The sequence below is a fragment of the Halopiger thermotolerans genome (assembly GCF_054654555.1).
This window is the reverse complement of record NZ_BAAIEU010000004.1, coordinates 2124435-2147652: the sequence shown is the minus strand read 5'-3', so window position 1 is coordinate 2147652 and position 23218 is coordinate 2124435. Positions and strand designations below refer to the sequence as shown.

Genomic DNA, 23218 nt, shown 5'->3' with positions numbered 1-23218 from the left:
CTGTACTGGCTCTGTCCGAGAGAAAGCGGCTGTCCTGCTATCGTGACACCGAGGAATCGCCACGCCCTCCCCAGCCGACTCGTTCGCTCCCGGCGGTCGCTCACTCGTCCCTCGCGGACGTCGTCGATCGGCCCTCGCTATCGCTCGGGCGCGATCGACGGCGCGCCAGTGACCGGCGGTGACCGAGTCTAACGAGTGCAGCCGCCGAATCCGATCAGCATACGGAAGAAACAGTCGATACCGTCGTCGCGAGCGGCGGATTACGACCCCGTCTTCTCGACCCGATACCAGCGCCCGTCCCAGCTCAGACAGTACTCGAGCAGCGATCTGAGCGTCAGCACGCCGAAGGCGGGATACAGCAGCGGCGCGAGCAGCGCGCTCCAGCCGAGATCGTCGATCCGATCGTCGCGCGCGTCGCGCCAGGCGACCAGCCCGATCGTCGCGAGCAGCACCGCCGCCGGCGCGAGAAACACCGATTCGACGCCGAGCACGAGCAACACGAGCAGTTTCGAGACGAGCACGAGCGTCACGAGGGTGCCGGTGAGACTCGAGCACATGCGCCCGACCGAGACGAGTCCACGCCGGCCGGCCCGACCGCGCAGGAACTCGACGAGGGTCGCGTGCAGCACTTCGATCTGGCCGACGCGCCAGCGCTTGCGCTGGCCCCACAGGTCCCGCAGCGTGTGGGGCGCTTCCATCGTGTTCGTGCAGTTGCGGGCCTGGCGGACGTCGAGGCCCTCGCGATAGCAGGCGTGGGCGAAGTCCAGGTCCTCGGTGAGCACGTCGTCGTAGCCGCCGACCCGCTCGAGGGCCTCGCGGGTGAATGCGGTCGAGGAACTGCGGCAGTTCGTGAAGCCGAACAGTTCGACCATCTTGTAGCTGGCGTGGAAGACGACCCGCTCGCAGTAGGCGACCGTCTCGACCGGCCCGGTCGGCCGCGGCACGCGCCGGCCCTGGAAGACGTCTGCACCCTCGAGCAACTGGCCCATCGCCGTCGGCAGGAACTCGGGGGCGATCCGCTCGTCGGCGTCGAACACCGCGAAGTGGTCGGTATCGCGCTCGCGGACGGCGTAGTTGATCGCGCCCGCCTTCGATCCCGGATCGCCGTTGATCAGCACTTCGACGGGCTCGTGTTCGGCCGCCAGTTCGCGCGCCCGCTCGAGGGTCGCCTCGTCGTTCGGTTCGGCGACGACGACGATCTCGAGGTTCTCGTAGGCGCTCTCGACGAGGCTCTCGACGCTGACGTCCATCACCGCGTGGTCTCGGTAGACGGGGACGACGGCGGTCAGCCGCGGGCCGGCGGTCACGCGCTCGAGGGGCTCGCGGGACCGCCAGACCTCGCGGACCAACAGCAGGCCGGTCAGGGCGACGAAGAACGTGAACACGGCCATCGCCGACAGCGCCTCGAGGACGACGAACCGGACGGTCACGACGAGCAGATCGAGCGTGAGCGTCTGTATCTCGGTACCCTGGAGGAGGCCGAGCACGAGGAGGACGGCGACGCCGCCCGCGGTGCCGCCGTGCTCGAGCAGTCGGGAGGGGACGAATTGCATCGCTCGGTGGTTCTTATCGATCCGGTATCAATATTCTCACTCGGAGACCATCGCTGCGAGTGAAATCGGTGATCGACGGTCGGCGATCGACCGCATGCTCCGACCGATCGAAGCGATATCGGTACCGGCGCTGCCGGAACGGCCGTAAACGTCCGTCGTGAGCGTCCGAACGAGCGGATAAACGCAACGCATAAACGGTCGACCGTCCACATACGTGATATGCAGACCGAGCCGCAGGCGTTCGACCGGGTGCTCTCCTCGATGTGTACCGAACCCCACCCGGTAGCGCGCGAGGCGGCCGAACGGTTTCTCGCGACGAACCCGGGCGACCCCGGCACCTACCCGACCGTCTCGGCGCTCGAGGACGAGGCGATCGCGATGCTCGGCGAGATCGCCGGCCTCGAGGAGCCGTCGGGGTACATCGCCAGCGGCGGCACCGAGGCCAACATCCAGGCGGTGCGGATCGCCCGCGAGCGCGCCGACGCGGCGAACCCGAACGTCGTCATGCCCGAGTCGGCCCACTTCAGCTTCCGGAAGGCGGCCGACCTGCTGGGCGTCGACCTGCGGATCGTCCCGACCGACGACCGCTACCGGGCCGACCTCGAGGCGGTCCGGGCCGCCGTCGACGACGACACCGCGGCGGTGGTCGGCGTCGCGGGATCGACCGAGTACGGCCGCGTGGATCCGATCCCGGAACTCGGGGAGATCGCCCGCTCGGTCGACGCCACGCTCCACGTCGACGCCGCCTGGGGCGGCTTCGTCCTTCCCTTCACGGACTACGAGTGGAACTTCGCCCACGCGCCCGTCGACACGATGGCCATCGACCCGCACAAGATGGGGCAGGCGGCGGTGCCGGCCGGCGGTCTCCTCGTCCGCGACTCCGCGCTATTGGACGAACTCGCCGTCGACACGCCCTACCTCGAGTCGACCTCGCAGGCGACCCTGACCGGGACCCGCTCGGGCGCGGGCGTCGCCAGCGCCGTCGCCGCGATGGAGGAACTGTGGCCCGGCGGCTACCGCAGTCAGTACGTCCGCTCGCAGAACAACGCCGAGTGGCTCGCCGACGCCTTAGAGAAGCGGGGCTACGACGTCGTCGATCCGACGCTGCCGCTGGTCGCGGCCGACGTCCCCCGATCGACGTTCGACGCTCTCCGCGCGAAAGGGTGGCGGATCTCCCGAACCGCGACCGACGAACTCCGGATCGTCTGTATGCCCCACGTCACCCGCGAGATGCTCGCCTCCTTCGTCGCCGATCTGGACCGGCTCGAGGTGCGCGCGAGCGTGCCGGTCGCCTGCGACGACTGACGCCGGTCGTACTGCCTCCTTCGATCCGTTCACGCCGTATCGATACCCGTTTCACGCTCGCCGCTCGAGCCCCTCGCATGGCGATGGATCGGATCGACGCCGCCGCGCTCGTCGGCTTCGCGCTGGTAGCGGCGTCGGCGCTGCTGTTCGATCTCGAGCGGCTCCTCGTCGGCGCTTGTTTGGCGGGCTTCCTGTGCTCGCTGTCGGTCTGGCGACTGTACGCGGGCCGGGTGTGGGAGGCGCTGGGGTGGCTCGCCTGGGTCGGCGCGGCGGGCACGCTGGCGTTCGGCTTCGGCGGGGCAGTCTCGGTGACGGCCTTTCTCGGCTTCGGTCTCGCCGGCGCTTTCCTCCTGATCGGCGGCCGATCTGGCTACCTGCGGGACGTGTGGCGCGTCGATTCGTCCGCGTGAGTCCGTCGCTCCGCCCGCAGCGCTCCCGAGCGTGACCGCTCGAGAGCCGGGCAAAGCGACGCGAACGCCACAATTATGGATCTGCCCTCCCGATATGGGGGTGAGTATGCTGACGCGCGCTGTCGTCGGTAACGGTCGTTCTCGCGCTCGCATGCGCATGTAGCGACAGGCGCCGTCACCGGGGGAACCCGCCGCGACCGAAACCGGTCATACGGTCCGTCGTCGCGGCGTCGAAACCCGGCGCGATTCCAGCCGACCCAGCGAGACGTCTCGCTCGAGGATCGACCGCGAAACCGAACTGAAATCGAAACCGGCGGGTTTTACGCCCGCGACCGACAGACCACGAATATGAGCACGCACAACGACGACTTTCCGACGGACGATCCCGCCGTCGTGACCTGCGGACTCCCCTACGCGAACGGGGACCTCCACATCGGTCACCTGCGGGGCTACATCGGCGCAGACGCGTTCAACCGCGCGCTCCAGACGCTCGGCCAGGAGTCGGCCTACGTCTGCGGCTCGGACATGCACGGCACGCCCGTCGCCGTCAACGCCGAGCAGGAGGGCGTCGATCCCGAGGACTTCGCCCTCGAGTGGCACGAACAGTACGAGGAGACGTTCCCGCAGTTCAACGTCGAGTTCGACAACTACGGGCACACTCACGACGAGACCAACACCGAACTCACCCAGGAGATCGTCCGCGAACTCGACGAGCAGGGCTACATCTACGAGAAGGAGATTCAGGTCGCCTACGACCCGCAGGCCGACCAGTACCTCCCCGACCGCTACGTCGAGGGCACCTGTCCCTACTGCGGCGAGAAGGCCCGCGGCGACGAGTGCGACGAGGGCTGTCAGCGCCACTTGGAGCCCGGTGAGGTCGAGGACCCAACGAGCACCATCACGGGCAACCCGGCGGAGTACCGCGAGCGCACCCACAAGTTCTTCGAGGTCTCGGAGTTCGCGGACTTCCTGACGGAGTTCCTCGACGGCCTCGAGGGGACCTCGAACGCGCGCAACCAGCCGCGCCAGTGGATCGAGGACGGCCTGCAGGACTGGTGTATCACCCGCGACATGGACTGGGGGATCGACTACCCGGGCGACGACGGGCAGGACCTCGTCCTCTACGTCTGGGTCGACGCCCCGATCGAGTACATCGCTTCCACGAAGCAGTACTCCGAACGCGTCGGAACCGACGAGTACGACTGGGAGCAGGTCTGGAAGGGCGACGGCGAGATCGTCCACATCATCGGCCGCGACATCATCCAGCACCACACCATCTTCTGGCCCGCGATGCTCGAGGGGGCCGGCTACAACAAGCCCCGCGGGATCGCCGCGACCGGCTTCATCACGATCAACGGGAAGGGGCTCTCGACGAGCCGGAACCGCGCGATCTGGGCGAAGGAGTACCTCGAGGAGGGGTTCCACCCCGACCTGCTCCGGTACTACCTGACGACGACCGGCGGCCTCCAGCAGGACGTCGACTTCTCCTGGGACGCCTTCCAGGAGAAGGTCAACGGCGAACTCGTCGGCACCGTCGGTAACTTCTGGTACCGGTCGCTGCTCTTTGCCTACCGCAACTACGAGGGAACCCCCGAGGCGGACGTCTCCGAGGAAGTCCACGAGCGCATCCAGGACGCCATCGCCGACGCCCGCGAGAGCGTCAACGACTACGACCTGCGCGGGATCGGCCAGGCCGCCGTCGAACTCGCCCAGTTCGGCAACGAGTACATCCAGCGCAACGAGCCCTGGAAGCTCACCGACGACGAGCCCGACCGCGCGGAACAGGTCATCCGCGACTGCGTGCAGATCGCCAAGGCCGTCGGCGTCCTCCTCGAGCCGATCGCGCCCGACAAGGCCCAGCGCCTCTGGGAACAGCTCGGCGAGGACGGCGACGTGAGCGACGCCCTGCTCGAGGACGCGCTCGAGGCCCCGCCGCGGAACTTCGAGGAGCCGGGCGAGCTCTTCGAGAAGATCGAGGACGACCGCGTCGAGGAACTCAACGAGAAGCTCGCGGAGCGCGTCGCCGAGGCGGAAGACGACGAAGACGAGGACGACGAAACCGAAAGCGACGACACCGACGCTGACGAATCGGAGAGCATGGCAGACGTAGACGACCTCGAGCCGCTCACCGACGACCGCATCAGCTTTGAGGACTTCCAGGAACTGGACATCCGCGTCGGCCGGATCGAATCGGCCGAGGGTATCGAGGGCGCGGACGACCTCGCGCGCCTCGAGGTCGACATCGGCTTCGAGACCCGCCAGGTCGTCGCGGGCATCAAGCAGTTGCACGACCTCGAGGAACTGCCCGGCGAGAAGTGCGTCCTGCTGGCGAACATGGAGAAGGCCGAACTGTTCGGCGTCGAGTCCAACGGCATGATCCTCGCGGCCGGCGAGGAGGCCGACCTGCTGACGACCCACGGCGACGCCGAGGTCGGCGAGAAGATTCGATAGGCCGACTCGAGTAGCGGCTATCGGACTGCCGCACAAATTTCCGTTTTCGACATCTCGAGACTCGACTCGGCGACTGACCTGACGATCCGGTGATACGCCTCGCCGGGTTAGCTCTCGTCGACCAACTGCGAGAAGTCGTCGGTGTCGACGAGTTCGGCGTCGTGCTCCTCGAGCTCCGTCCTGATCTCGCCCCAGATCGAGGCGAGATCCTGCGCGTTCTGGACGGTCCGGTCTTCGACGTCGACGAGGGACACGTAGGTTGGCACACGTGCAGCGGGCCCGGTTCCGCGGAAACCGATCGCCGTGGCACAGGACGGCAGGAACTCGAACTCGGATCCGAGTAAGTCAAAGCACGTGGCTTTTTGGCCGTGCCCGCGCTAGTTCGGGGCATGAGAAACGCGAAGATCGTCTGTACCCTCGGTCCGGCCTCGAGCGACCGCCGGACCATCCGCGAGCTGGCCGACGCCGGCATGTCCGTCGCCCGGCTGAACGCCAGCCACGGCACTCCTGAGGATCGAGCCGACCTCGTCGACCGCGTCCGCGACGTCGACGAGGAGCGCGACGAGCCCGTCGCGGTCATGCTCGACACGCAGGGGCCCGAGATCCGCACCGCACCCCTTCCGGAGGGCGAAACCGTCACTCTCGAGACGGGCTCGGAGATCGAGTTCGTCGAGGGCGACGAGGCGACGGCCGACCGCGTCGGCCTCTCCCTGTCGATCGACGAGGTCGAAGCGGGCGACCGCATCCTGCTCGACGACGGCCTCATCGAGACGACGGTCCTCGAGCACGACGGCGACGCGATCCGGGCCCGGGTCGACACCGGCGGCGAACTGGCCGGCCGTAAGGGCGTCAACGTCCCCGGCGTCGACCTCGACTTAGACATCGTCACCGAGAAGGACCGCAAGGACCTCGAGTTGGCCGCCGAGAAGGACGTCGACTTCGTCGCGGCGAGTTTCGTCCGCGACGCCGAGGACGTCTACGAGGTCAGCGAGGTCTTAGAGGAGTTCGGCGCCGAGATCCCGATCATCTCGAAGATCGAGCGCGCCGGCGCGGTCGAGAACTTAGAGGAGATCATGGAGGCCTCCTACGGGATCATGGTCGCGCGGGGCGACTTAGGCGTCGAGTGTCCCATGGAGGACGTGCCGATGATCCAAAAGCGGATCATCCGGCAGTGCCGCGAGGCCGGCCTCCCGGTCATCACGGCCACCGAGATGCTCGACTCGATGGTCCACGCCCGCCGGCCCACCCGCGCGGAGGCCTCGGACGTGGCAAACGCCGTCCTCGACGGCACCGACGCCGTGATGCTCTCGGCTGAGACGGCCGTCGGCGACCACCCCGCCGAGGTCGTCGACGCGATGGACAGCATCATCCGCGAGGTCGAAGCCTCCGGCGAGTACGCCGAACTGCTCGAGCAGCGCGTGCCCGCCGCCGGCGAGGCCCGAACGGACGCGCTGGCCCGCTCGGCGCGGTTCCTCGCGCGCGACATCGGCGCTGACGCGGTCGTGGCCGCGACCGAGTCCGGCTACACCGCCTTAAAGACCGCCAAGTACCGGCCCGGCGTCCCGGTCGTCGCCTCGACGCCGAGCCACGAGGTGCGCCGCCGCCTCGCGCTCTCGTGGGGCGTGACGCCGCTGTACGCCCGCGTCTCGGACCAGGGCGCCGGCGCAGTCGTCGAGAAGGCCGTTCAGGCCGCCCTCTCCGCCGGGGTCGCCGAGAGCGGCGACACCGTCGTCGTCCTCTGTGGTATGATGACCGAACTCGAGGGCGCGAACACGACGAACATGCTGAAGGTCCACGTCGCCGCCGAGGCGCTGACGACCGGCCGCGTCGTCGTCGAGGGACGGACGACGGGTCCGCTCGTCCACCTGACCGACGGCGACCTCTCAGACGTTCCCGACGGCGCGATCATCGCCGTCCCGTCGGACTTCGACGAGGAGTTCGAGGGCGACCTCGAAAAGATCGCCGGCATCGTCGACGCCCAGCGCGGGATGACCGGCTACCCCTCGCTCGTGGCCCGCGAGATGGATCTGCCGATGATCAGCGGCGCGGACGTCTCCGAGGAGGCCGAGGGCGAGACCGTGACGATCGACGCCGAACGCGGCGTCGTCTACGGCGGCGACATCGGCGACCGAACCGTCCGGGAGTGAGCCGATCCGTCCGGTCGGGCCGTGTCGAACCTGCGACCGCGCCGCCGGCCCCGCCGTGACCGCGGCTTTTTGACGGGGGATCGCCTATCCGGGCGTATGGTCGACGATGACTCCGACGATCGCGACGCGTCCGAGGGCTCCCGAGACGAGGACGCCCGGTGGGACCGCTCGAGCGCGTGGGACGACTCGGACGCGTGGGACGGCTCCGGCGGCTCCGACGGGGGCGAGCGGCCTCCGTCCGACGCCGACGCGGACGTCGAAGCTGCGGGCGAGGCCGAAACGGAAAGCGACGACGCGACCGACCGAATCCCCTTCGATCTCTCGGGCGGCCGCGACGACCCTGACGCCGGCGCCGCCGATGCAGACGCCGACCGGGACGACGAGTCAGCCTACGAACCGGAGCCCAGTTCGACGCCGATCGAACCCGGCGATCCGGACCTCGAGAACGCGGTGTTCGTCGTCATCGGCGCGATCGCAATGTTGCTCGTGCTCGTCCGGCTGTTTTCGCTCCCGATGTGAGCGGGTCCGCGCTCAGGCCGTCGCCGTCAACTCCTCTAACTCCTCGAGTCCGTTCTCCGCTTCCGCCCTGGTCCGTTCGAGCGGATCGACGATCTCGTTGGGAAGTTCCATCCGATCGGCGAGTTCGAGCAGCGTCTCGAGCTTCGTGATCTCGAGGCGCTCGATCGCCCGCCCCAGTTCGGCGTCGACGAGATCGCCGACGACGGGATCCCGCGTATCCTGTACCAGCTCCTCCCGCTCGGTGCGAAGGCCCGAAAGCGCCGCGTCGTCGGCGACGCCGGGTTCGACCTCGATCTCGACGGCGTCGAAGATGGGCTCGAGGCGACCGATCTGTTCGGTGGTCCGCTCGCTGTGGGCCATGTAGTACTCCTCTAGGTCCTCGTCGGTCGCGGACTCGGCCAGTTCCGACTGGAGGTCCTCGAGTTCCTGTTCGATGTGGTAGAGGTCCTGCAGCGTGCGGGCGAAGAGGTCTCGTTGGCGGTCCATCATACCACTCGCGGGGTCACCGGCGACGCGCAAAGAGGTTCGGCCGTCGAGTGAAACGCCGCTCGTTCGCTGCGCTCACTCGCGGTTCAGCACGTTAGTCCAACCGCGCATCGGTGATCCGTAGCTGGCCGCGCGTACCGTCCCATTCACGCTCGTACTCGAGGTCGAGCCGTCGATCCATGTGCGGCCCGTCGACCACCAGCGTCTCGAACTCGCCGCCCTCACCGAGGATGTGGACGCCGTACTCCTCGTTGAGCGCCTCGAGGTCGGCGATCGCCTCGCGGTCGAGAGTGCGACCCAGCCACGATTCGTCGAGTCCGTGGGCCGCGACCTGGATGATCGTGATTTCGAAGCCAGCCTCGAGCATCGCGTCGGCCAGTTCTCGGGGATCCTCTCGCCAGAGCGGCGCGAAAAGATCGCAGCCCAGGCGGTCGCACATGCCCTGGATCCGATTCGTCTGATACTCGCTCTCGACGGCGCCGGCCGTGACCCCCGCGATGCCGCCCGCGCCCGACTCTCGGAGCGCGGCGTCTAACTCCTCGAGCGCGGCCTCCAGCGGTTCGAGTTCGTCGTCGCCCTGGGCGCTCGAGTCGGCGACCGCCTCGGCCTCGAGGTCCCCGGGATCGACCTCGACCAGTTCGATGCCGATGCTCTCGGCGGCCAGCGAGGCGAGGTCGGTCGCGGGAACGTGATACATGTAGGAGTCCTCGGAGGGGTGGACGGTGACGAGCCGTCGGACGTCCAGCCCCTCCTCGAGGGCGCGGTACACTGCCCACGAGGAGTCCTTCCCGCCGGAGAAGAGACCGACCCACGCGCCGTCTGCGTCGCTCATAGTCGTCAATCGCGTCAGGGGAGTAAATGGGTGACGAGTTCGCCGCGGTCGATCAGGGGTCCGCGGCCGGCTCCGAGTCGGCGTCCGCGTCGGGGTCGGCGTCCGCGGCCGGTGTCGACTCCGGACTCGAGTCCGCTGGTTCCGCTTCCCGTTCGGCGGCGTCGCCGGTCGTCGACGGACCGCCGTCGGGCACTTCCGAATCCAGTTCGGTGCCCCCGTTGGTCACCGCGGGTTCGTCGTTCGCGTCGTCGGCGTCGTCCGCGCCGCCGAAGTAGGACGCGATTCGAGCGCCGACGAGGCTCACGACGATCGCGGTCACGACGTACAGCGCCAGCCGCTGGCCGGGTTCGATCGTGAACTGCTCGATCGAGAGGACGCCCAGTTCGATCGCCGGGACGTCGACCCCGTCGATCACGCGCTGTTGCTGGAGGAAGTACGCGGAGAACCCGCGGATCACGAGGCTGACGGCCACGACGATAAAGGGGAGGTTGAGAAACGAACTGCGGATCGGCTCCTCGCCGATCGCCTCGTCGAGCAGTCGCCCGGCGCTCGCGGTCAGCGCGGCCATCGCGAGCCAGGGGATACTGTCGTAGCCGAACTGCATCGCCGGAACGACCACGCCCTGCGTCTCGCCGAGCCCGGAGACGCCGAGCGCGCCCGCGAACAGCCCGACGAGCGTCAGCCCCGCGGCGACGACGTAGGTGACGACCGACACCTGGCCGGAGTACAGCGACTCCCGAACCTGGTGGGTGAGCCCCGTCACGATCTCGTCGACGTTGAACCCCTTGTACAGCAAGAACAGCCCGATCACGGTCGTGATCGCGGCCGCCCCCTCCGCGGTGCCGATCCGCATCGCCAACACCGGGAAGACCAGGAGGGTCAGCCCCAGCGGAACCAGCACCGTCTGTCGGAGCTCCTCGTCCGCCAGGAACTGTTTCAGGAGGTAGTAGGTCGACTCGATGTCCCGCGCCTGACGGACGACGACGCGGTCGACGGAATCGACTCGGACGCGGCTCTCGACGATCGGAACCAGCCGCTCGTCCTCCGCGCTGTCGAGGACGACGACGGCCGAGTCGGGGTCGTGCTCCGCGATGAGGTCGTCGAGCTGCCGGGCGACCGCTCGATCGGCCGAAACCATCGACTCGCGGTCCCCCGAGACGACCGCGACGACGGCCTCCTCGTCGTCGTCGCGCAGCTCCTGGGCGACCCGCAGCGTCTCGAGCAAGGTGTTGACGCCCGAGTCTTCGGGATCCGCGAGCCCGATGTCGGTCACGAGCGCACGAACCGCCTCCCAGCCGACGATCGGCGACCGGAGCCCGGTCTGCCGACCCACGTCGTCGGTCCGGTCGAGGCAGACGACCAGCGTTGTCACGGTAGTCGTTCCTTCCTGTGTGACGATAAAACCACTCACTCGAGCGACGGATTCGCCGCCGGTAATCGCGGGGGGTAACGGGAACGGCGTCGCACGAGCGGCGCCGCGGCCGCGATCAGGTCCGCAGGCGGAATTCCCGCTCGTCGGTCAGGCCGGCGACGCCGGCGCCGAACGCGTACGCGACCTTCTGTGCGCCGGCCCCGACGCGGGCCATTAGCGGTCGCTCGGGTTCGAACTCCTCGACCGTGACGTCCTCGACCGCGAGCCGGTCGGCCAGTTCGTCCTCGATCTCCCGGCGGGTGCCGAGCTCGTCGACCAGCCCGAGCTCGTGGGCCTGCTCGCCGAGGTAGATCCGCGCCTCGGTATCGCGGACGAACTCCGCGTCCAGGTCGCGGCCGTCGCTGACCCGCTCGACGAACGTCTCGTAGTAGTCGTCGATGATCCCCTGCAGGTACTCGCGCTCGTCCTCGGAGAGCTCCTTCAGCGGGGTGCCGGCGTCCTTGTACTTCCCGGCGGCGAACCGCTCGTAGGAGAGGCCGACCCTCTCGGCTAAGTCGCTGGCGTTGACCCGCGAGCCGATGACGCCGATCGAGCCGACGACCGAGCCCTCGCGGGCCCACAGTTCGTCGCAGCCGCTGGCGATCCAGTAGCCGCCGCTGGCGCAGACGTCGGTCGCGTACGCGATCGTCGGGCCGTCGAACCGCTCGGCCGCGAGCCGAATGTCGTCGCTGGGAACGACCTCGCCGCCGGGGGTGTTCAGCTTCAACAGGAGCGCGTCGACGGCGTCGTCCTCGTCGGCGCGCTCGATCTGTTCGACGACCTCGTCGGCGGTGGCCCCCCGCGGACTCGGCGGGAACGAACTCCCGCCGCCGTCGCGGGTGATCGGGCCTTCGACGGCGACCTGCGCGACGTCGTAGCCGGGGAACAGCGACGAGGCGACATTTCCGCCGACCTTGACGCCGACGGCGGCGACGACGAGCGTGACGAGCACGCCGAACAGCTCCGTCAGCGTCGTCGGATACACGACGAACAGCCCGACGCCGATCGCGGCGAACGCCGCGACGGCGCCCAGCACGACCGCGAGTCGTCCGAGTCCCTCCTTACTGACCATCGCTCTCGCGAACACCTCGGTCCATGCCCGATGCTGTGGGTGCCGCCCTGTTAACCGTTATCGTCACGGGCGGAAGCGGTGCTCGAGGGCGGATTCCATCGCCGGCGTGGCGCACCCGCCGCTGATCGTGCGAGGAACTATGGATCGCAGACGAAACAGGGATACGCAGTTACGTCGCTCTGCGCTCGCGTTTAACGCGATGGCGGTATCGCGTCGGATAGCAATCGATGCCGCCGCATATCGGACTCGCTCGCGTCCCGGGACCTGCGCGCGGTTCGTCGACGCCGCGTCTGGTCGTCCTCGAGCGTCACGGCTCGAGCCGGACGAACGACGCGCTCTCGCGAAAACCGGAGAACGCAGCCGCGACCGCGAGACGAATCGAACTGACGACCTCTAGAGCAGGCCGGTCTTCTGGAGCTTCATCAGGTCCTCGGTGTCGAGGGTCTCGCCTTCCTTGAACTTCTGATAGATCTCCTCGGCCTCTTCCTTGGCCTGCTCCTGTTTCTTGTCGCGCTCGGACTTGCGCTCCTCCTCTTCTTTCTTGTCCAGTTCGCGCAGGCGCTTCTGGACGCGGACGAAGTCCTCGTGGTGCTGGTCGGCGGCCTCCTGAGCCTCGACGAACTTCTCGTGCATCTCGTCGGCCTCGTCGCGGATCTCGTCGGCCTCGCGGTAGGCCTCGATCATCTGGTTGTGATGTTCCTGGGCCTTGTCCGCGAGCTCAGTGACCTTCTGGTGGTGCTTGGATGCTTCCGAGCGCACCTCCTCGGCTTCCTCGACGAGCTCCTCGAGGTCCTCGTTCTGCTCGAGTTTCTGCTTGCGCTCCTCGTACTCCTCGCGCTTGGACTCGATCTTCTCGATGAGCTCCTGCTCTTCCTCGCTGGAGAGGACCTCGGTCTGTTGCTTGAACTCGAGTTCCTCGATCTCCTCCTCGAGTTCCTCGAGGTCCTTCCCCTCGTCGAGCTCCATGTCCGACTTGAGCTCCTCGACGCGGTCGAAGAGCTCGTTGGCTTCGGCGTTGAGCTCGTTGCGCTTTTCCTTGTGTTCCTGGACCTTCTCGTTGAGCTCGTCGCGCTTCTCGCGGTGCTCCTGGGCCTCATCGACCTTCTCGCGCGTCTTCGCGTTCAGGTCGTCGCGCTTGGATGCGCGCTCGGAGGCCATCTGGTTGAGCTCGTTGCGCCGGTCTCGCAGCTGACCGGCCATCTTGATGAGCTCGCCTTTTGATTTGTTTTCGAGGTCGTCCTCTGTCAGTTCGATGTTTTTCGATTCGTCTACCATATGTTAGTCAAACCTCTGTGCCATACCCGCACCGGGGCGACGGGCGATCGCGACGGCACCGCCGCTCGAATAGTGAGCGTCGGCGTCGTCGCGGCCGCCCGTACAAAGCGACCGCTCACGATCTGCGAAACCTCGGTGAATAAGATTTCCTGTCATCGATCGTCGAGCGATACGCGCCCCGGTGGCGTTCTGGTACCCGTAGGTACTGGCGCCTGTAATTTAAATGTACCGGTCGAAAAATGCGTGAAAACCGTTAGCAGGGGGCTGTCCGGGGCTGTCGCCCGGTCTCGCGGTCGGCGAGTCGCACATAAACAAAACGCACGAGCGACGGCGACGACGGGCGGCGATTAATCGCCGTTCTCTGTGGCGATCGGATCGGTCAGGTGGCCGGGCGTGACCGGGCGAGGTCGGCGTCAGAAGAGGTTCTCGAGGCGCTCGTCCGTGAGCTCCTCGGCCGGATCGGTCCGCTCCTCGGCCTCGTTGGCTTCGCGCGCCCGCTCCATGAACCGCTCGAGGCGCTCGGAGCGTTCGGCCCCGCCGAGCAACACGAGCGCGCCCAGGCGGTCGCTCTCGAGCGGGAAGTCCCCGCCTCGGACCTGCATGCTGCCGGTTTCGTCCTCGAGCCAGCGGCGGGCCTTCTCGACGCCCTTGCGCGGGATCGCCTCGGGCTTGCCAGCGATGACCAGCAGTGCGGCGTCGGCCGTCGTCGCGTTCGGCAGGCTCGTCCCGGTCAGCAGCGCCTGCCGTGCGACGGTCGTAACGGTTCGGATGTTGTCGGCGCTGTCCTCGCTGGCGACCTCGCTGGCGTAGCCAAGCGCGGCGATGCCGCCCGCGCGGAGGGTGTTGATGACCTCGCTTGAGTCGACGACGCTCTCGCCGACGCCCTCGACGGCCTCGCCGGAGGCGAACAGCAGGCCGACCCGCTGGGCGATCTTGTCGTTGATGCGGTCGAACGCGCCGTCGATGCTCTCGCCCTGTTCGTGCCAGGAGTCGTTGTCGATCAACAGGGTCGAATCGGCTTCCCGCGCGAGCGTCTTCAGGGAGCGACCGGCGTTCGCCTGATAGAGTGATCCCTCGTTCTGCCCGGGCAGGATTCCGAGCGCGTAGACGGGGATGTCGTAGATCTGCTGGAGGTTGTGGACGAGCACGGGCGCACCGCCCGAGCCGGTGCCGCCGCCGAGGCCGGCGACGACGAAGATCGCGTCGGCCTGCGAGGTGACGCGGCCGTCCAGCCCGTTTAACACCTGCTGGATGTCCGACTGCATGATCTCGGTGCCGAGTTCGTTGTCGCCGCCGACGCCGTGGCCGTTGACGCGGTCGGCGCCGATCAGTTGGGTGTCGACGAACTTGAGGGACTGGAGGTCGGGTTTCGCGGAGTTGACGGCCAGTGCACCTTGGACGGCTCCGAAGCCCATGTCCGCGTCGAACCGGGCGAGCCGTTCGGTGACCTTCCCACCGGCCTGACCGACTCCGATCAGGGCTACCTTCATAGCACCCGCATCGGAGGGATCCGTGTTGAACGTTCCGATGAATTACCCGATCTGTTATCGGTCGGCCCCCGCCTCCCACCGCGACGGAAAGTTCTAACTCGATCTATTGTGAACGTGAATCCATGACGCTTCAAGTCGGCGTTCTCGGCTACCGGTTCATGGGCAAGGCTCACGCAAACGCGATGGCGCGGCTGCCGATGTTCTTCCCGGACGCGCCCGACGTCGAGCGCAGCGTGCTCGTCGGCCGCGACGAGGAGGCGCTGAGCGAGGCCGCCGACCGCCTCGGCTTCGACTCCATCGCGACCGACTGGGAAGACGTCGTCGACGAGGTCGACGTCTTCTACAACCTCGGCCCCAACCACGTCCACGCCGAGCCCTCGATCGCCGCCCTCGAGGCCGGCACCCCCGTCTTCTGCGAGAAGCCGCTCGCGCCGACGCTCGAGGAGGCCGAACGGATGGCCGAGGCCGCCCGCGACGCCGGCAACGACGTGCCCGCCGGCTGTGCCTTCAACTACCGGTTCGTCCCTGCGATCCAGTACGCGAAGAGGCTGCTCGAGGACGGCGAACTCGGCGAGATCCGCCACGTCCGCGGCCGCTATCTGCAGGACTGGCTGGTCGATCCCGAGGCCCCGTGGTCGTGGCGCAACGACGAGGAGATGGCCGGCTCCGGCGCGCTCGGCGATCTGGGCGCGCACACGGTCGATCTGCTTCGGTTCCTCGTCGGCGACGACGATCTCGCGGGCGACATCGAGCGACTCAGCGGCCACTTACAGACGTTCGTCGACGAACGGCCCGTCGAAGGGGAAGACGAGACCCGCCCCGTCACCGTCGACGACGCCTACTCCGCGCAACTCGAGTTCGAAAACGGCGCGATGGGGACGCTCGAGGCCACGCGGTACGCCACGGGGCACAAGAACGACCACACGATCGAGATCCACGGCTCGAAGGGCAGCCTGAAGTTCTCCCTCGAGCGGCTGAACGAACTCGAACTGCTCCGGGAGGGCGACCGCGGCTACGAGACGATCCTCGTCACCGACGAGGACGACCCCTACGTCGACCACTGGTGGCCGCCGGGCCACGTCATCGGCTGGGAGCACACCTTCGTCCACGAGAACTACGAGTTCCTCTCGGCCGTCGACGAGGGCAGCGAGTTCCACCCGAGCTTCGAGGACGGGCTGGCCGCCCAGCGCGTGCTCGCGGCCGTCGAGGACAGCGACGAGCGCGGCGAGTGGGTCGGCCTCGAGTAACCAAGCCCACCGTCAATCGCGATTTCCCGTCTGGATCGAAATCAGCAGGTCGTTAGAACGGCGACGTCCGCTGCTGTTCCTCTGTTTTCTCGTCTCCGCTGGCGTCCGGATCCGGAATTTCGCCGGTCTCGCGGAACTCGGATTCGAGGCGCTCGAGCGACTCGTTGAGCGGGGCGGCCTGGTGGTGGGAGGGGTGGACGCGCACGCGCACGAGATCGAACTCGTGGCGGTCGGCGAGACCGTTCCACGCGCGGAACGAGCCGGTGACCAGCGCCTCGGCCTGCGGGCAGAACTCCGTCGTCGGCGTGAACTCGGCCCGGAGCACGGTCGGATCGTCGGCGTCGACCGCGTACCGGAAGCCCGCCTCGGGGTGGCGGACGTCAAGGTTGAGCATCGCGAGGTTGTAGCCGAAGGTCGCGTCGTAGACGCCGCGCTCCTCGAACACCTCGCGGGTCACCTCGTGGAACGCGACGTGCTCGCCGTCGGTGAGGACATCGTGGCCCTCGAGGAACGGCCCCGGATCGGGGAGGTGCTCGGGGACGAACTCGGACGTGTCGTCGAAACCGTCGCTGTCGCCGCCGGCCGATCGGGCGGTCGAGAACGGGTTCATGGGCGATAGTAGCGCGCGGTCCGCCCAGTACCTCCCCCCGAACATGTAACCGCGGGCGGGCTCGGTCGGCGGGCGCGATACCCGCGTCCGATTACCGATTCCTGCGCCGGTTCGGGCTCGCGACCCGCGTCTCGCGGTTCACGGCGTCGACGTGAACGTGGACGCGTTCGCCGTCGACCTCGAAGGGTACGATCCAGGAGGCGCTGGTCCGGTGCGGGGCCTCGGGGACGGCCGCGTCCCGGTCGTACCCCTCCTCGGCGAGCGCGTCGCGCGCGATCCGTTCGGCCTCGTCCGCGTCCTCGATGCGCAGCTCCTCGTTCAGCCGCACCGTCACGACCGGCACGTCGGCCATGCGGACGATCCGCTCGGTGACGCTGCCCATCAGCACGCGGTCGATGCCGGTCCGCCCCTGGGTCCCCATGACGATCACGTCGACGCCGTTCTCGTCGACGTACTCGAGGATTTCCTCGTGGGGGACGCCCTGTTCGACCGCCGTTACGACGTCGACGCCCGCCGCGTTCGCCTCGAGTTCGACGCGCTCGACGGCCCGGTGTGCCGCCGGCGTCGCTTCGTCCGCTTCGAACGTGCCGAGCGGTCCCTCCGGAACGACCGAGAGGGCGTGAACGGTCGCGTCGAACCGGTCCGCGATCGCCAGTCCGTGTTCGATCGAGCGTCGCGTCCCGTCGCTCCCGTCCGTCGGAATGAGGACGTCCTGGTACATCGTCACGACGTTAGGAACCGCGACGTAAATAGGCCCGAGTCCGCTCGGCGCGAGAGCGGGTTCGCTCCGTCCGGGAGCGCCGGGCGTCAGTGCGAGTCTCGACATCGGCTCGATCGACGCGATCGCAGCCGTGGCCCGCCCGACGCGCTAGGTCGCGGCCGAGGCGAAGTCGTCCGCTCCGATCGCAGACCCGCAAAACGGACAGCCGCTTTCCACCGCGGCTTCGCGCCCCGCTTCCTCGAGTTCGATACGCTGCGCGCAGTCCGGGCACCTGAATCTGTAGGGGCTCATCACGGTTCTTTCTAGGTTATCGACCCGCATAGCGTTCGCACCACGATATCGGGGACGTTTAAGTACGCTGGGGGGATGGCACTGCCGCACGGCCGTCGTCGAGGATCTGGACGGCTGCGAGGTCGAGATCGACGCGAAGCGAGACGAACAGCACGGTCGCGACTCGCGTTGCGTGTCTCGGCGGTACGTCGGAAAGAAAACGAACGGGCGATCGGTCTCGGTCGGCCGATCGCGAGCGCCCGCTCGCGACGGCGTTACTCCGCGCTGCGGACGAACGTCGCCGGACACGGCGCGGAGAGCAGCACTTCCTGCGCCGTCGAGCCGAACACGGCCTTGCCGGTCGGCGAGCGGCGGCGACCGCCGACGATGACGCGATCGGCGTCGACGTCGCCCGCGAGGTCGACGATCGTCGGCCCGTGATCGCCGACGGCGCCGCGAACCTCGTACTCGACGTCGTACTCGTCGAGGGTCGTCTGCAGGTCGCGGATCGTCGAGTGGCGCATCGCGACCTCGTCGGGTTCGATCTCGTCGACGCTGCGGTCGAACTCGAGGCGGTCGAGCACCTCGTCGTACTCGCTGTCGGTGAAGACGTGGGCCAACACGACGGTCGCGTCGGCCGGCTCGGCGACTTCGATGACGGCTTCGGAGAGTTCGTCGATCCGTTCGGCGTCGCCCGGGCCAACTGCCAGCAACACGGTTTCGAGCGTCATGCTCTCGCGTTCTTACTCCACCGATGTAAATCCATCCGACGGTTCAAGCCGTGAGCGGAGCCGGTGAACCGTCCGCCGCCGGCCGATCGTGTCGCGTTTCGGACGATTTTTCCGCCCCGTCGTGGAGGTGGCGGTATGGACGGACCCGACCTCTCGAACCGGACGGTCCTCGTGACGGGCAGCGCGAAAGGCGTCGGCCGCGAACTCCTGCTCGCGACGGCCGACCGCGGCGCCGACGTCGCCGTACACTACCACACGAGCGCCGACGCGGCACGCGAGGTCGCCGACGAAGCGCTCGAACGCGGCGCCGGCGACGCGATGACGGTCCAGGGCGACGTGACCGATCCCGACAGCGTCGACGGGCTGTTCGCGGCCGTCGAGGCCGACCTCGGCGGCGTCGACGTGCTCGTGAACAACGTCGGCGACTTCGCCCCCGTCCACTGGGCGGACCTCGAGTTCGACGCCTGGAACCGGGTGCTCGAGACGAACCTCAACGGGACCTACCTCTGCTCGAAGCGCGCCCTGCCGCACATGCGCGAGCGCGACTACGGCCGGATCGTCAACGTCGGCTACGCCTCCTCGGAGCAGGGGCTGGTGAGCCCGAAGAACTTCCCCTATTTCGTCGCGAAGGCCGGCGTGTTGATGTTCACGCGGATGCTCGCGGCCGACACGCAGGACGACGAGGTGACGGTCAACGCCATTTCGCCGTACGTCGTCGAAAACTCCGATGAGTTCCCCGACGACCTCCCCCGCGGTCGGCCCGCGAGCTTCGAGGATCTGATCCAGCCGCTGTACTTCTTCCTCGATCCGGACAGCGAGTACGTCAGCGGGGAGAACGTCGAGGTCGACGGCGGGTGGCTGCCGGAAACCGTCTGACGGCGAGTCGGCGCGACTGGCGCGTCCGCTCCGTATGCGGTCGCGTCGGCCGACCGCCGTCCTCGCCGGATCGTTTCGACCCGATTATTAATTTAGCATTCGCAGCGCCGTATAGATAATTTATTCGGACGATTATCTGCTAAATTAGCATATTATTCCAGAAACTTCTGAGTAACAATAAAATGGGTACGAAGCGACTGCGATAGTAGGAGAATGGAACTCGACGCCACGAACAGAGCCGTCCTTTACTTGCTGCAACAGGATGCGCGTCGCATCACGACTCAGGAGATGGCCGACAGGATCGGCGTCTCCGCGAGCACGGTCCGCAATCGGATCGAAGAACTCGAGGAGGCGGGGGTCATCCGCGGCTACCATCCCGACATCGACTACGATACGGCGGGCCTCCAGCTCCACGTCCTGTTCATCTGCACCGCGCCGAATCCGCGGCGGGAAGCGCTCGCGAGGAAGGCCCGCGACGTGAGCGGGATCGTGACGATCCAGGAGGTGCTAAACGGCACGGAGAACATCCAGATCGAAGCCGTCGGGACCGACACCGACGACATCGCGCGCATCTCCGACGAACTGACCGAACTCGGGATCGACGTCGTCAACTCGAAGATCCTCAAGAGCACGCACAACCAGCCGTTCGATCACTTCGGTCGGGGACTCGTCGACGAGGAGGGCCGCGACCATGAGTAACGCCAACATCGTCGAACTCGAGGTGGATCGAAACACCTACCGAGCGCGGTACGACTTCGAAACGACCACGCCGACCGTCGCCGTCGTCACGCTGCTCGAGCTCGTCACCGGGCGGGAGCCGGCGGAGCTCGACCCGCTGTACGAGGCCGTCGATCCCGAGGCGATGGACTCCCTGATCCGGGGCGCACGGCGCCCCGATCGGACCGTTTCCTTCATCTACCGAACGTTCGCCGTCACCGTCCGAAGCGACGGGACGGTCACCGTTCGATCGCGCTCGGACGCCGACTGATAGCGTACCGCGACCGCGTCGTCCGTCGTCCGTCGCCGTCGAGCACGAACGCCGAGCGCGGAGTGCGGAGCGCGGGCTATCCCAACCGGCTCCCGTCCGAAACGATGTCCGCGTCCGCGGGCCCGGCGGCGTCGAACTCGGCGACGAACGCGTCGAGGCGCTCGGGGTCGTCCGCCCCGGGGAGCCGGCGACCGGCCGTGACGCAGGGCTCGTCGACCCCGAACCGGTCGCAGACCAGATCCGCCGTCGCCTCGGCCATCGCCCGGTAGGTCGTCAGTTTCCCGCCGACGATCGAGGCCATATTCGCGACGCCGTCCGCGTCGTGTTCGAGCAGGAAAAAGCCCCGCGAGATGCCCCGCGACTCGCGGGTCGCCTCGTCGGGCGCGTACAGCGGCCGCACGCCCCACCACGTGCGAACGCGCTCGGCGTCCGCGACCGGCGGCAGCATCCGCGCACACTCCTCGCGGACGCGCTCGAGCTCCCAGTCGGCCGTCCCGTGGTCGTCGGGGTCGTCGACGTCGACGCTCGTCGTCCCGAGCACGACCTCGTCTCGGTGGGGGACGACGATGTCCCCGTCCGCGGGCTCGCGACAGCGATTGAGCACCGGCATCGCCGCCGGCTCGAGGGCGTCGTCTCGAACCGAGACCATGACGCCTCGGTTGGGCTGCATCTCGACGTCGATCTCGTCCATCGCGGCGACGCGGCCCGCCCACGCGCCGGCGGCGTTGACGACGAAGTCGGCCTCGACGGCGTCGTCGACCCGCCCGCCGAGACGGACCGCGGCGATCCGGTCGCCCTCGAGGCGCATGCCCTCCACGGGCGCGTGTGTGAGGATACGTGCGCCGTGCTCTCGCGCGGCCGCCGCGTTCGCGGCGACGAGCCGCGAGGGGTAGATCACGGCGTCGGGGACCGACAGCGCCCGCTCGACGTCCGCCGCGAGGGCTGGCACCTCGGCCCGGACGTCGTCCCCCTCGCGCTCCGTCGTCGGAATGCCGACCTCCTCGCAGGCGTCGCGCTTGGCCGCGAAGTAGCTGGGATCGTCGTCCTCGAGTTGCACGAATAGCCCGCCGGTGTCGCGGACGCACGCGCCGGCTATCTCGCCGAGAACCTCGCGTTCCCGGATGCACTCCTCGGCGCCGGCCGGATCGCTCTCGGCGTACCGCGCGCCGCTGTGACAGAGCCCGTGCGAGCGACTCGAGGTGCCCGCGGCGAGGCCGTCGCGGTCGACGAGCGCGACGTCGAGGCCCCGCAGCGCGAGGTCGCGCGCGGTGCCGGCGCCCGTCGCGCCGCCGCCGATGACGAGTACGTCAGTTTGAATCGGCATAGCAGAGCGAAGGCCTCGACGGGGAAACCTCTGGTCCCGGCGCGTTCCCGCCGCAAGTTCGCGATCGGGGGCCTGCTGCGGGCGGCGCTCGAGACCAAATGCACGACGGGTCGAGCGCGGCGATGACGGCGACGAGCGAGAACCAGCGATCGTTCGGCGATCGGTCGAAGATCGTTCGGTGATCGGATCGGCGGGTCGTGCGACCGAGTCAGCTACCGCAGCGGATTGAGCGAGCTAAAATCCAGATACTCCGTGCCGAGCCGTGCGAGCAGCGGCAGGTCGTCCAGATGGAGCAGCTTCGAGATCGCGGCGACGTTACCCTTGTTCGCCTGCGCCAGCGTGTCCTCGTCGAACCGGTTGAGATCCCGCATGAACCGGTCGTACCGCTCGTTGTCCGCCAGGTAGAGCAGCCGCGTCATCCACAGGCGCTTTTGCATGTTCGGCGCGACCTCGCGGTGCCACAGCGTCTCGTAGACCTCGAGGTTCTCCGCGGTCGGCTCGAGGTTGCCGTGCTTGAGGCAGCTGTCGGCCGCGGCGGCGGCCATCCGTCCGGACTGCATGCACTTGTTGATCCCCTCGCCCCAGAGGGGGTCGACCGTCGGCACGGTGTCGCCGATGGCCATGAACCGGTCGGTGTGCATCTTGCCCGGCATCTGGATGTGGGCCGAGCCGCGGTGTTGCTTCCCTTCGATGCGCTGGGCGTCCGCGAAGCGGGGATCGGTGTCGAGCCAGTGCTGGAGGTAGTCGTCGATGCTCTTGCTGTCCTCGCCGTACTGCTGGTAGCGCTCGTTCTGGATGTAACAGAGGCCGACCTTGGCGGTGTCGCCGCCGGTGTGGAAGATCCACGAGTAGCCGCCCGGCGCGATGTCGTGGTCCAGTCGCAGCATCATCGCGTCCCGCAGGTCCGCGAAGCCGGGCCGGTCGATGTCGATCCCCTCGAGTTCGTACTCGATGCCGATCGCGTGGTTCTTCCGCTCCAAGTTGCTGACGCCGAGTTTCTTCGCGATCGGCGCGGCGGGGCCGGTCGCGTCGACGACGATCTCGCCGTAGATCTCCTCGTCGCCGTTGTAGGTGACGCCGACGATCTCGCCGTTCTCCGTGATCGGCGCGGTCGCTCGCGCGTCGAACCGGTACTCCGCGCCCTTCTCGCGGCCGTCCTCGACGAGGTAGCGCTTGAAGTCCCCGAACTCGAGGACGGCCCCGGGCTGTTCCTGTACGAAGTACTCGTGGGGCGACTCCAGAACGACGCTGTCGGTGTACTGCATCACGACGTCGTCCGGAATGCCGAAGGAGGCCATCATCGACGGGAAGGTCCCGGCGGTCGACTTGTTGCTCTGGCGGGGGAACTCGTCCTCGGATTCGGTCTCGAGGACGACGACGTCGTAGTCCCTCGCGGCGAGGTCCCGGGCACACTGTGCTCCCGCGGGACCGGCGCCGGCAATCACCACGTCGTAGCGATCGTTCATGTAATCGTGATTTGCTCGGATCCTAATGAGTTTG

Annotated in this window: 22 protein-coding genes and 1 pseudogene; 9 read left to right on the top strand and 14 right to left on the bottom strand. The window is 67.8% G+C overall.

Features of this window, described 5'->3' with window-relative positions; genetic code table 11:
• Window positions 1–260 precede the first annotated feature (260 nt).
• Complete coding sequence (locus ACYQ26_RS18485; protein ID WP_459810353.1) at window positions 261–1553, bottom strand: glycosyltransferase family 2 protein; 1293 nt, start codon at window positions 1551–1553, stop codon at window positions 261–263.
• 219 nt (window positions 1554–1772) lie between these two features.
• On the opposite strand from ACYQ26_RS18485, the gene mfnA reads away from it, so the two are divergent.
• The 3 genes from mfnA to metG all read left to right on the top strand — a co-directional run bounded on the left by mfnA (window position 1773) and on the right by metG (window position 5719).
• Window positions 1773–2858 carry a tyrosine decarboxylase MfnA gene (mfnA, locus tag ACYQ26_RS18480; RefSeq protein ID WP_459810352.1) on the top strand — a complete coding sequence of 362 codons (1086 nt, stop codon included), beginning with the start codon at window positions 1773–1775 and terminating at the stop codon, window positions 2856–2858.
• Between the two features lie 77 nt (window positions 2859–2935).
• Window positions 2936–3268 carry a hypothetical protein gene (locus ACYQ26_RS18475; protein WP_459810351.1) on the top strand — a complete coding sequence of 111 codons (333 nt, stop codon included), beginning with the start codon at window positions 2936–2938 and terminating at the stop codon, window positions 3266–3268.
• Window positions 3269–3616: 348 nt separating this feature from the next.
• Window positions 3617–5719, top strand: a complete 2103-nt coding sequence (metG, locus tag ACYQ26_RS18470; RefSeq protein WP_459810350.1) for a methionine--tRNA ligase — start codon at window positions 3617–3619, stop codon at window positions 5717–5719.
• A gap of 140 nt (window positions 5720–5859) precedes the next feature.
• Here metG and ACYQ26_RS18465 read toward each other — a convergent pair.
• A pseudogene (locus ACYQ26_RS18465) lies at window positions 5860–5985 on the bottom strand (GYD domain-containing protein); the annotation flags it as partial.
• A gap of 123 nt (window positions 5986–6108) precedes the next feature.
• Between ACYQ26_RS18465 and pyk the strand changes: the two are divergent.
• The gene (gene pyk, locus ACYQ26_RS18460; RefSeq protein ID WP_459810349.1) at window positions 6109–7866 is read left to right on the top strand and encodes a pyruvate kinase; all 1758 of its coding nucleotides are present in this window, start codon (window positions 6109–6111) and stop codon (window positions 7864–7866) included.
• A gap of 96 nt (window positions 7867–7962) precedes the next feature.
• Window positions 7963–8385 carry a DUF7312 domain-containing protein gene (locus tag ACYQ26_RS18455; protein WP_459810348.1) on the top strand — a complete coding sequence of 141 codons (423 nt, stop codon included), beginning with the start codon at window positions 7963–7965 and terminating at the stop codon, window positions 8383–8385.
• A gap of 12 nt (window positions 8386–8397) precedes the next feature.
• On the opposite strand, the gene ACYQ26_RS18450 is transcribed toward ACYQ26_RS18455, so the two are convergent.
• The 6 genes from ACYQ26_RS18450 to ACYQ26_RS18425 form a co-directional block, all read right to left on the bottom strand.
• Window positions 8398–8871, bottom strand: coding sequence for a YciE/YciF ferroxidase family protein (locus ACYQ26_RS18450; protein WP_459810347.1), 474 nt, complete (start codon window positions 8869–8871; stop codon window positions 8398–8400).
• A 94-nt stretch (window positions 8872–8965) separates the two neighbouring features.
• The gene (locus tag ACYQ26_RS18445; protein WP_459810346.1) at window positions 8966–9703 is read right to left on the bottom strand and encodes a diphthine--ammonia ligase; all 738 of its coding nucleotides are present in this window, start codon (window positions 9701–9703) and stop codon (window positions 8966–8968) included.
• A 52-nt stretch (window positions 9704–9755) separates the two neighbouring features.
• Window positions 9756–11075, bottom strand: a complete 1320-nt coding sequence (locus ACYQ26_RS18440; RefSeq protein ID WP_459810345.1) for a DUF373 family protein — start codon at window positions 11073–11075, stop codon at window positions 9756–9758.
• A gap of 115 nt (window positions 11076–11190) precedes the next feature.
• Window positions 11191–12186 carry a signal peptide peptidase SppA gene (gene sppA / locus ACYQ26_RS18435; RefSeq protein ID WP_459810344.1) on the bottom strand — a complete coding sequence of 332 codons (996 nt, stop codon included), beginning with the start codon at window positions 12184–12186 and terminating at the stop codon, window positions 11191–11193.
• A gap of 393 nt (window positions 12187–12579) precedes the next feature.
• A complete protein-coding gene (locus tag ACYQ26_RS18430; protein WP_459810343.1) occupies window positions 12580–13461 on the bottom strand; it encodes a coiled-coil protein in 882 nt (293 codons plus the stop codon).
• A 413-nt stretch (window positions 13462–13874) separates the two neighbouring features.
• Window positions 13875–14951 carry a tubulin/FtsZ family protein gene (locus ACYQ26_RS18425; protein ID WP_459810342.1) on the bottom strand — a complete coding sequence of 359 codons (1077 nt, stop codon included), beginning with the start codon at window positions 14949–14951 and terminating at the stop codon, window positions 13875–13877.
• 122 nt (window positions 14952–15073) lie between these two features.
• Between ACYQ26_RS18425 and ACYQ26_RS18420 the strand changes: the two genes are divergently transcribed.
• Window positions 15074–16198: a Gfo/Idh/MocA family protein gene (locus ACYQ26_RS18420; protein ID WP_459810341.1), complete on the top strand. Its 1125-nt coding sequence runs from the start codon at window positions 15074–15076 to the stop codon at window positions 16196–16198.
• Window positions 16199–16250: 52 nt separating this feature from the next.
• On the opposite strand, the gene ACYQ26_RS18415 is transcribed toward ACYQ26_RS18420, so the two are convergent.
• From ACYQ26_RS18415 to ACYQ26_RS18400, 4 genes are all read right to left on the bottom strand, one after another.
• Window positions 16251–16853 (bottom strand): DUF7998 family protein, encoded by a 603-nt coding sequence (locus ACYQ26_RS18415; protein ID WP_459810340.1) that lies wholly within the window; start codon window positions 16851–16853, stop codon window positions 16251–16253.
• A 46-nt stretch (window positions 16854–16899) separates the two neighbouring features.
• A complete protein-coding gene (locus ACYQ26_RS18410) occupies window positions 16900–17529 on the bottom strand; it encodes a universal stress protein (protein ID WP_459810339.1) in 630 nt (209 codons plus the stop codon).
• Window positions 17530–17676: 147 nt separating this feature from the next.
• Window positions 17677–17820 carry a DUF7560 family zinc ribbon protein gene (locus tag ACYQ26_RS18405; RefSeq protein WP_459810338.1) on the bottom strand — a complete coding sequence of 48 codons (144 nt, stop codon included), beginning with the start codon at window positions 17818–17820 and terminating at the stop codon, window positions 17677–17679.
• A 254-nt stretch (window positions 17821–18074) separates the two neighbouring features.
• Window positions 18075–18530 carry a universal stress protein gene (locus ACYQ26_RS18400; protein ID WP_459810337.1) on the bottom strand — a complete coding sequence of 152 codons (456 nt, stop codon included), beginning with the start codon at window positions 18528–18530 and terminating at the stop codon, window positions 18075–18077.
• A gap of 135 nt (window positions 18531–18665) precedes the next feature.
• Between ACYQ26_RS18400 and ACYQ26_RS18395 the strand changes: the two genes are divergently transcribed.
• The 3 genes from ACYQ26_RS18395 to ACYQ26_RS18385 all read left to right on the top strand — a co-directional run bounded on the left by ACYQ26_RS18395 (window position 18666) and on the right by ACYQ26_RS18385 (window position 20394).
• A complete protein-coding gene (locus tag ACYQ26_RS18395; protein ID WP_459810336.1) occupies window positions 18666–19406 on the top strand; it encodes an SDR family oxidoreductase in 741 nt (246 codons plus the stop codon).
• Window positions 19407–19619: 213 nt separating this feature from the next.
• Window positions 19620–20105: an Lrp/AsnC family transcriptional regulator gene (locus ACYQ26_RS18390; protein ID WP_459810335.1), complete on the top strand. Its 486-nt coding sequence runs from the start codon at window positions 19620–19622 to the stop codon at window positions 20103–20105.
• A complete protein-coding gene (locus tag ACYQ26_RS18385) occupies window positions 20098–20394 on the top strand; it encodes a HalOD1 output domain-containing protein (RefSeq protein WP_459810334.1) in 297 nt (98 codons plus the stop codon). The genes ACYQ26_RS18390 and ACYQ26_RS18385 overlap by 8 nt, the downstream gene beginning before the upstream one ends.
• A 76-nt stretch (window positions 20395–20470) precedes the next feature.
• On the opposite strand, the gene ACYQ26_RS18380 is transcribed toward ACYQ26_RS18385, so the two are convergent.
• Window positions 20471–21718: an FAD-dependent oxidoreductase gene (locus ACYQ26_RS18380; RefSeq protein ID WP_459810333.1), complete on the bottom strand. Its 1248-nt coding sequence runs from the start codon at window positions 21716–21718 to the stop codon at window positions 20471–20473.
• A 212-nt stretch (window positions 21719–21930) separates the two neighbouring features.
• Window positions 21931–23184, bottom strand: a complete 1254-nt coding sequence (locus ACYQ26_RS18375; protein ID WP_459810332.1) for a digeranylgeranylglycerophospholipid reductase — start codon at window positions 23182–23184, stop codon at window positions 21931–21933.
• Window positions 23185–23218 lie beyond the last annotated feature (34 nt).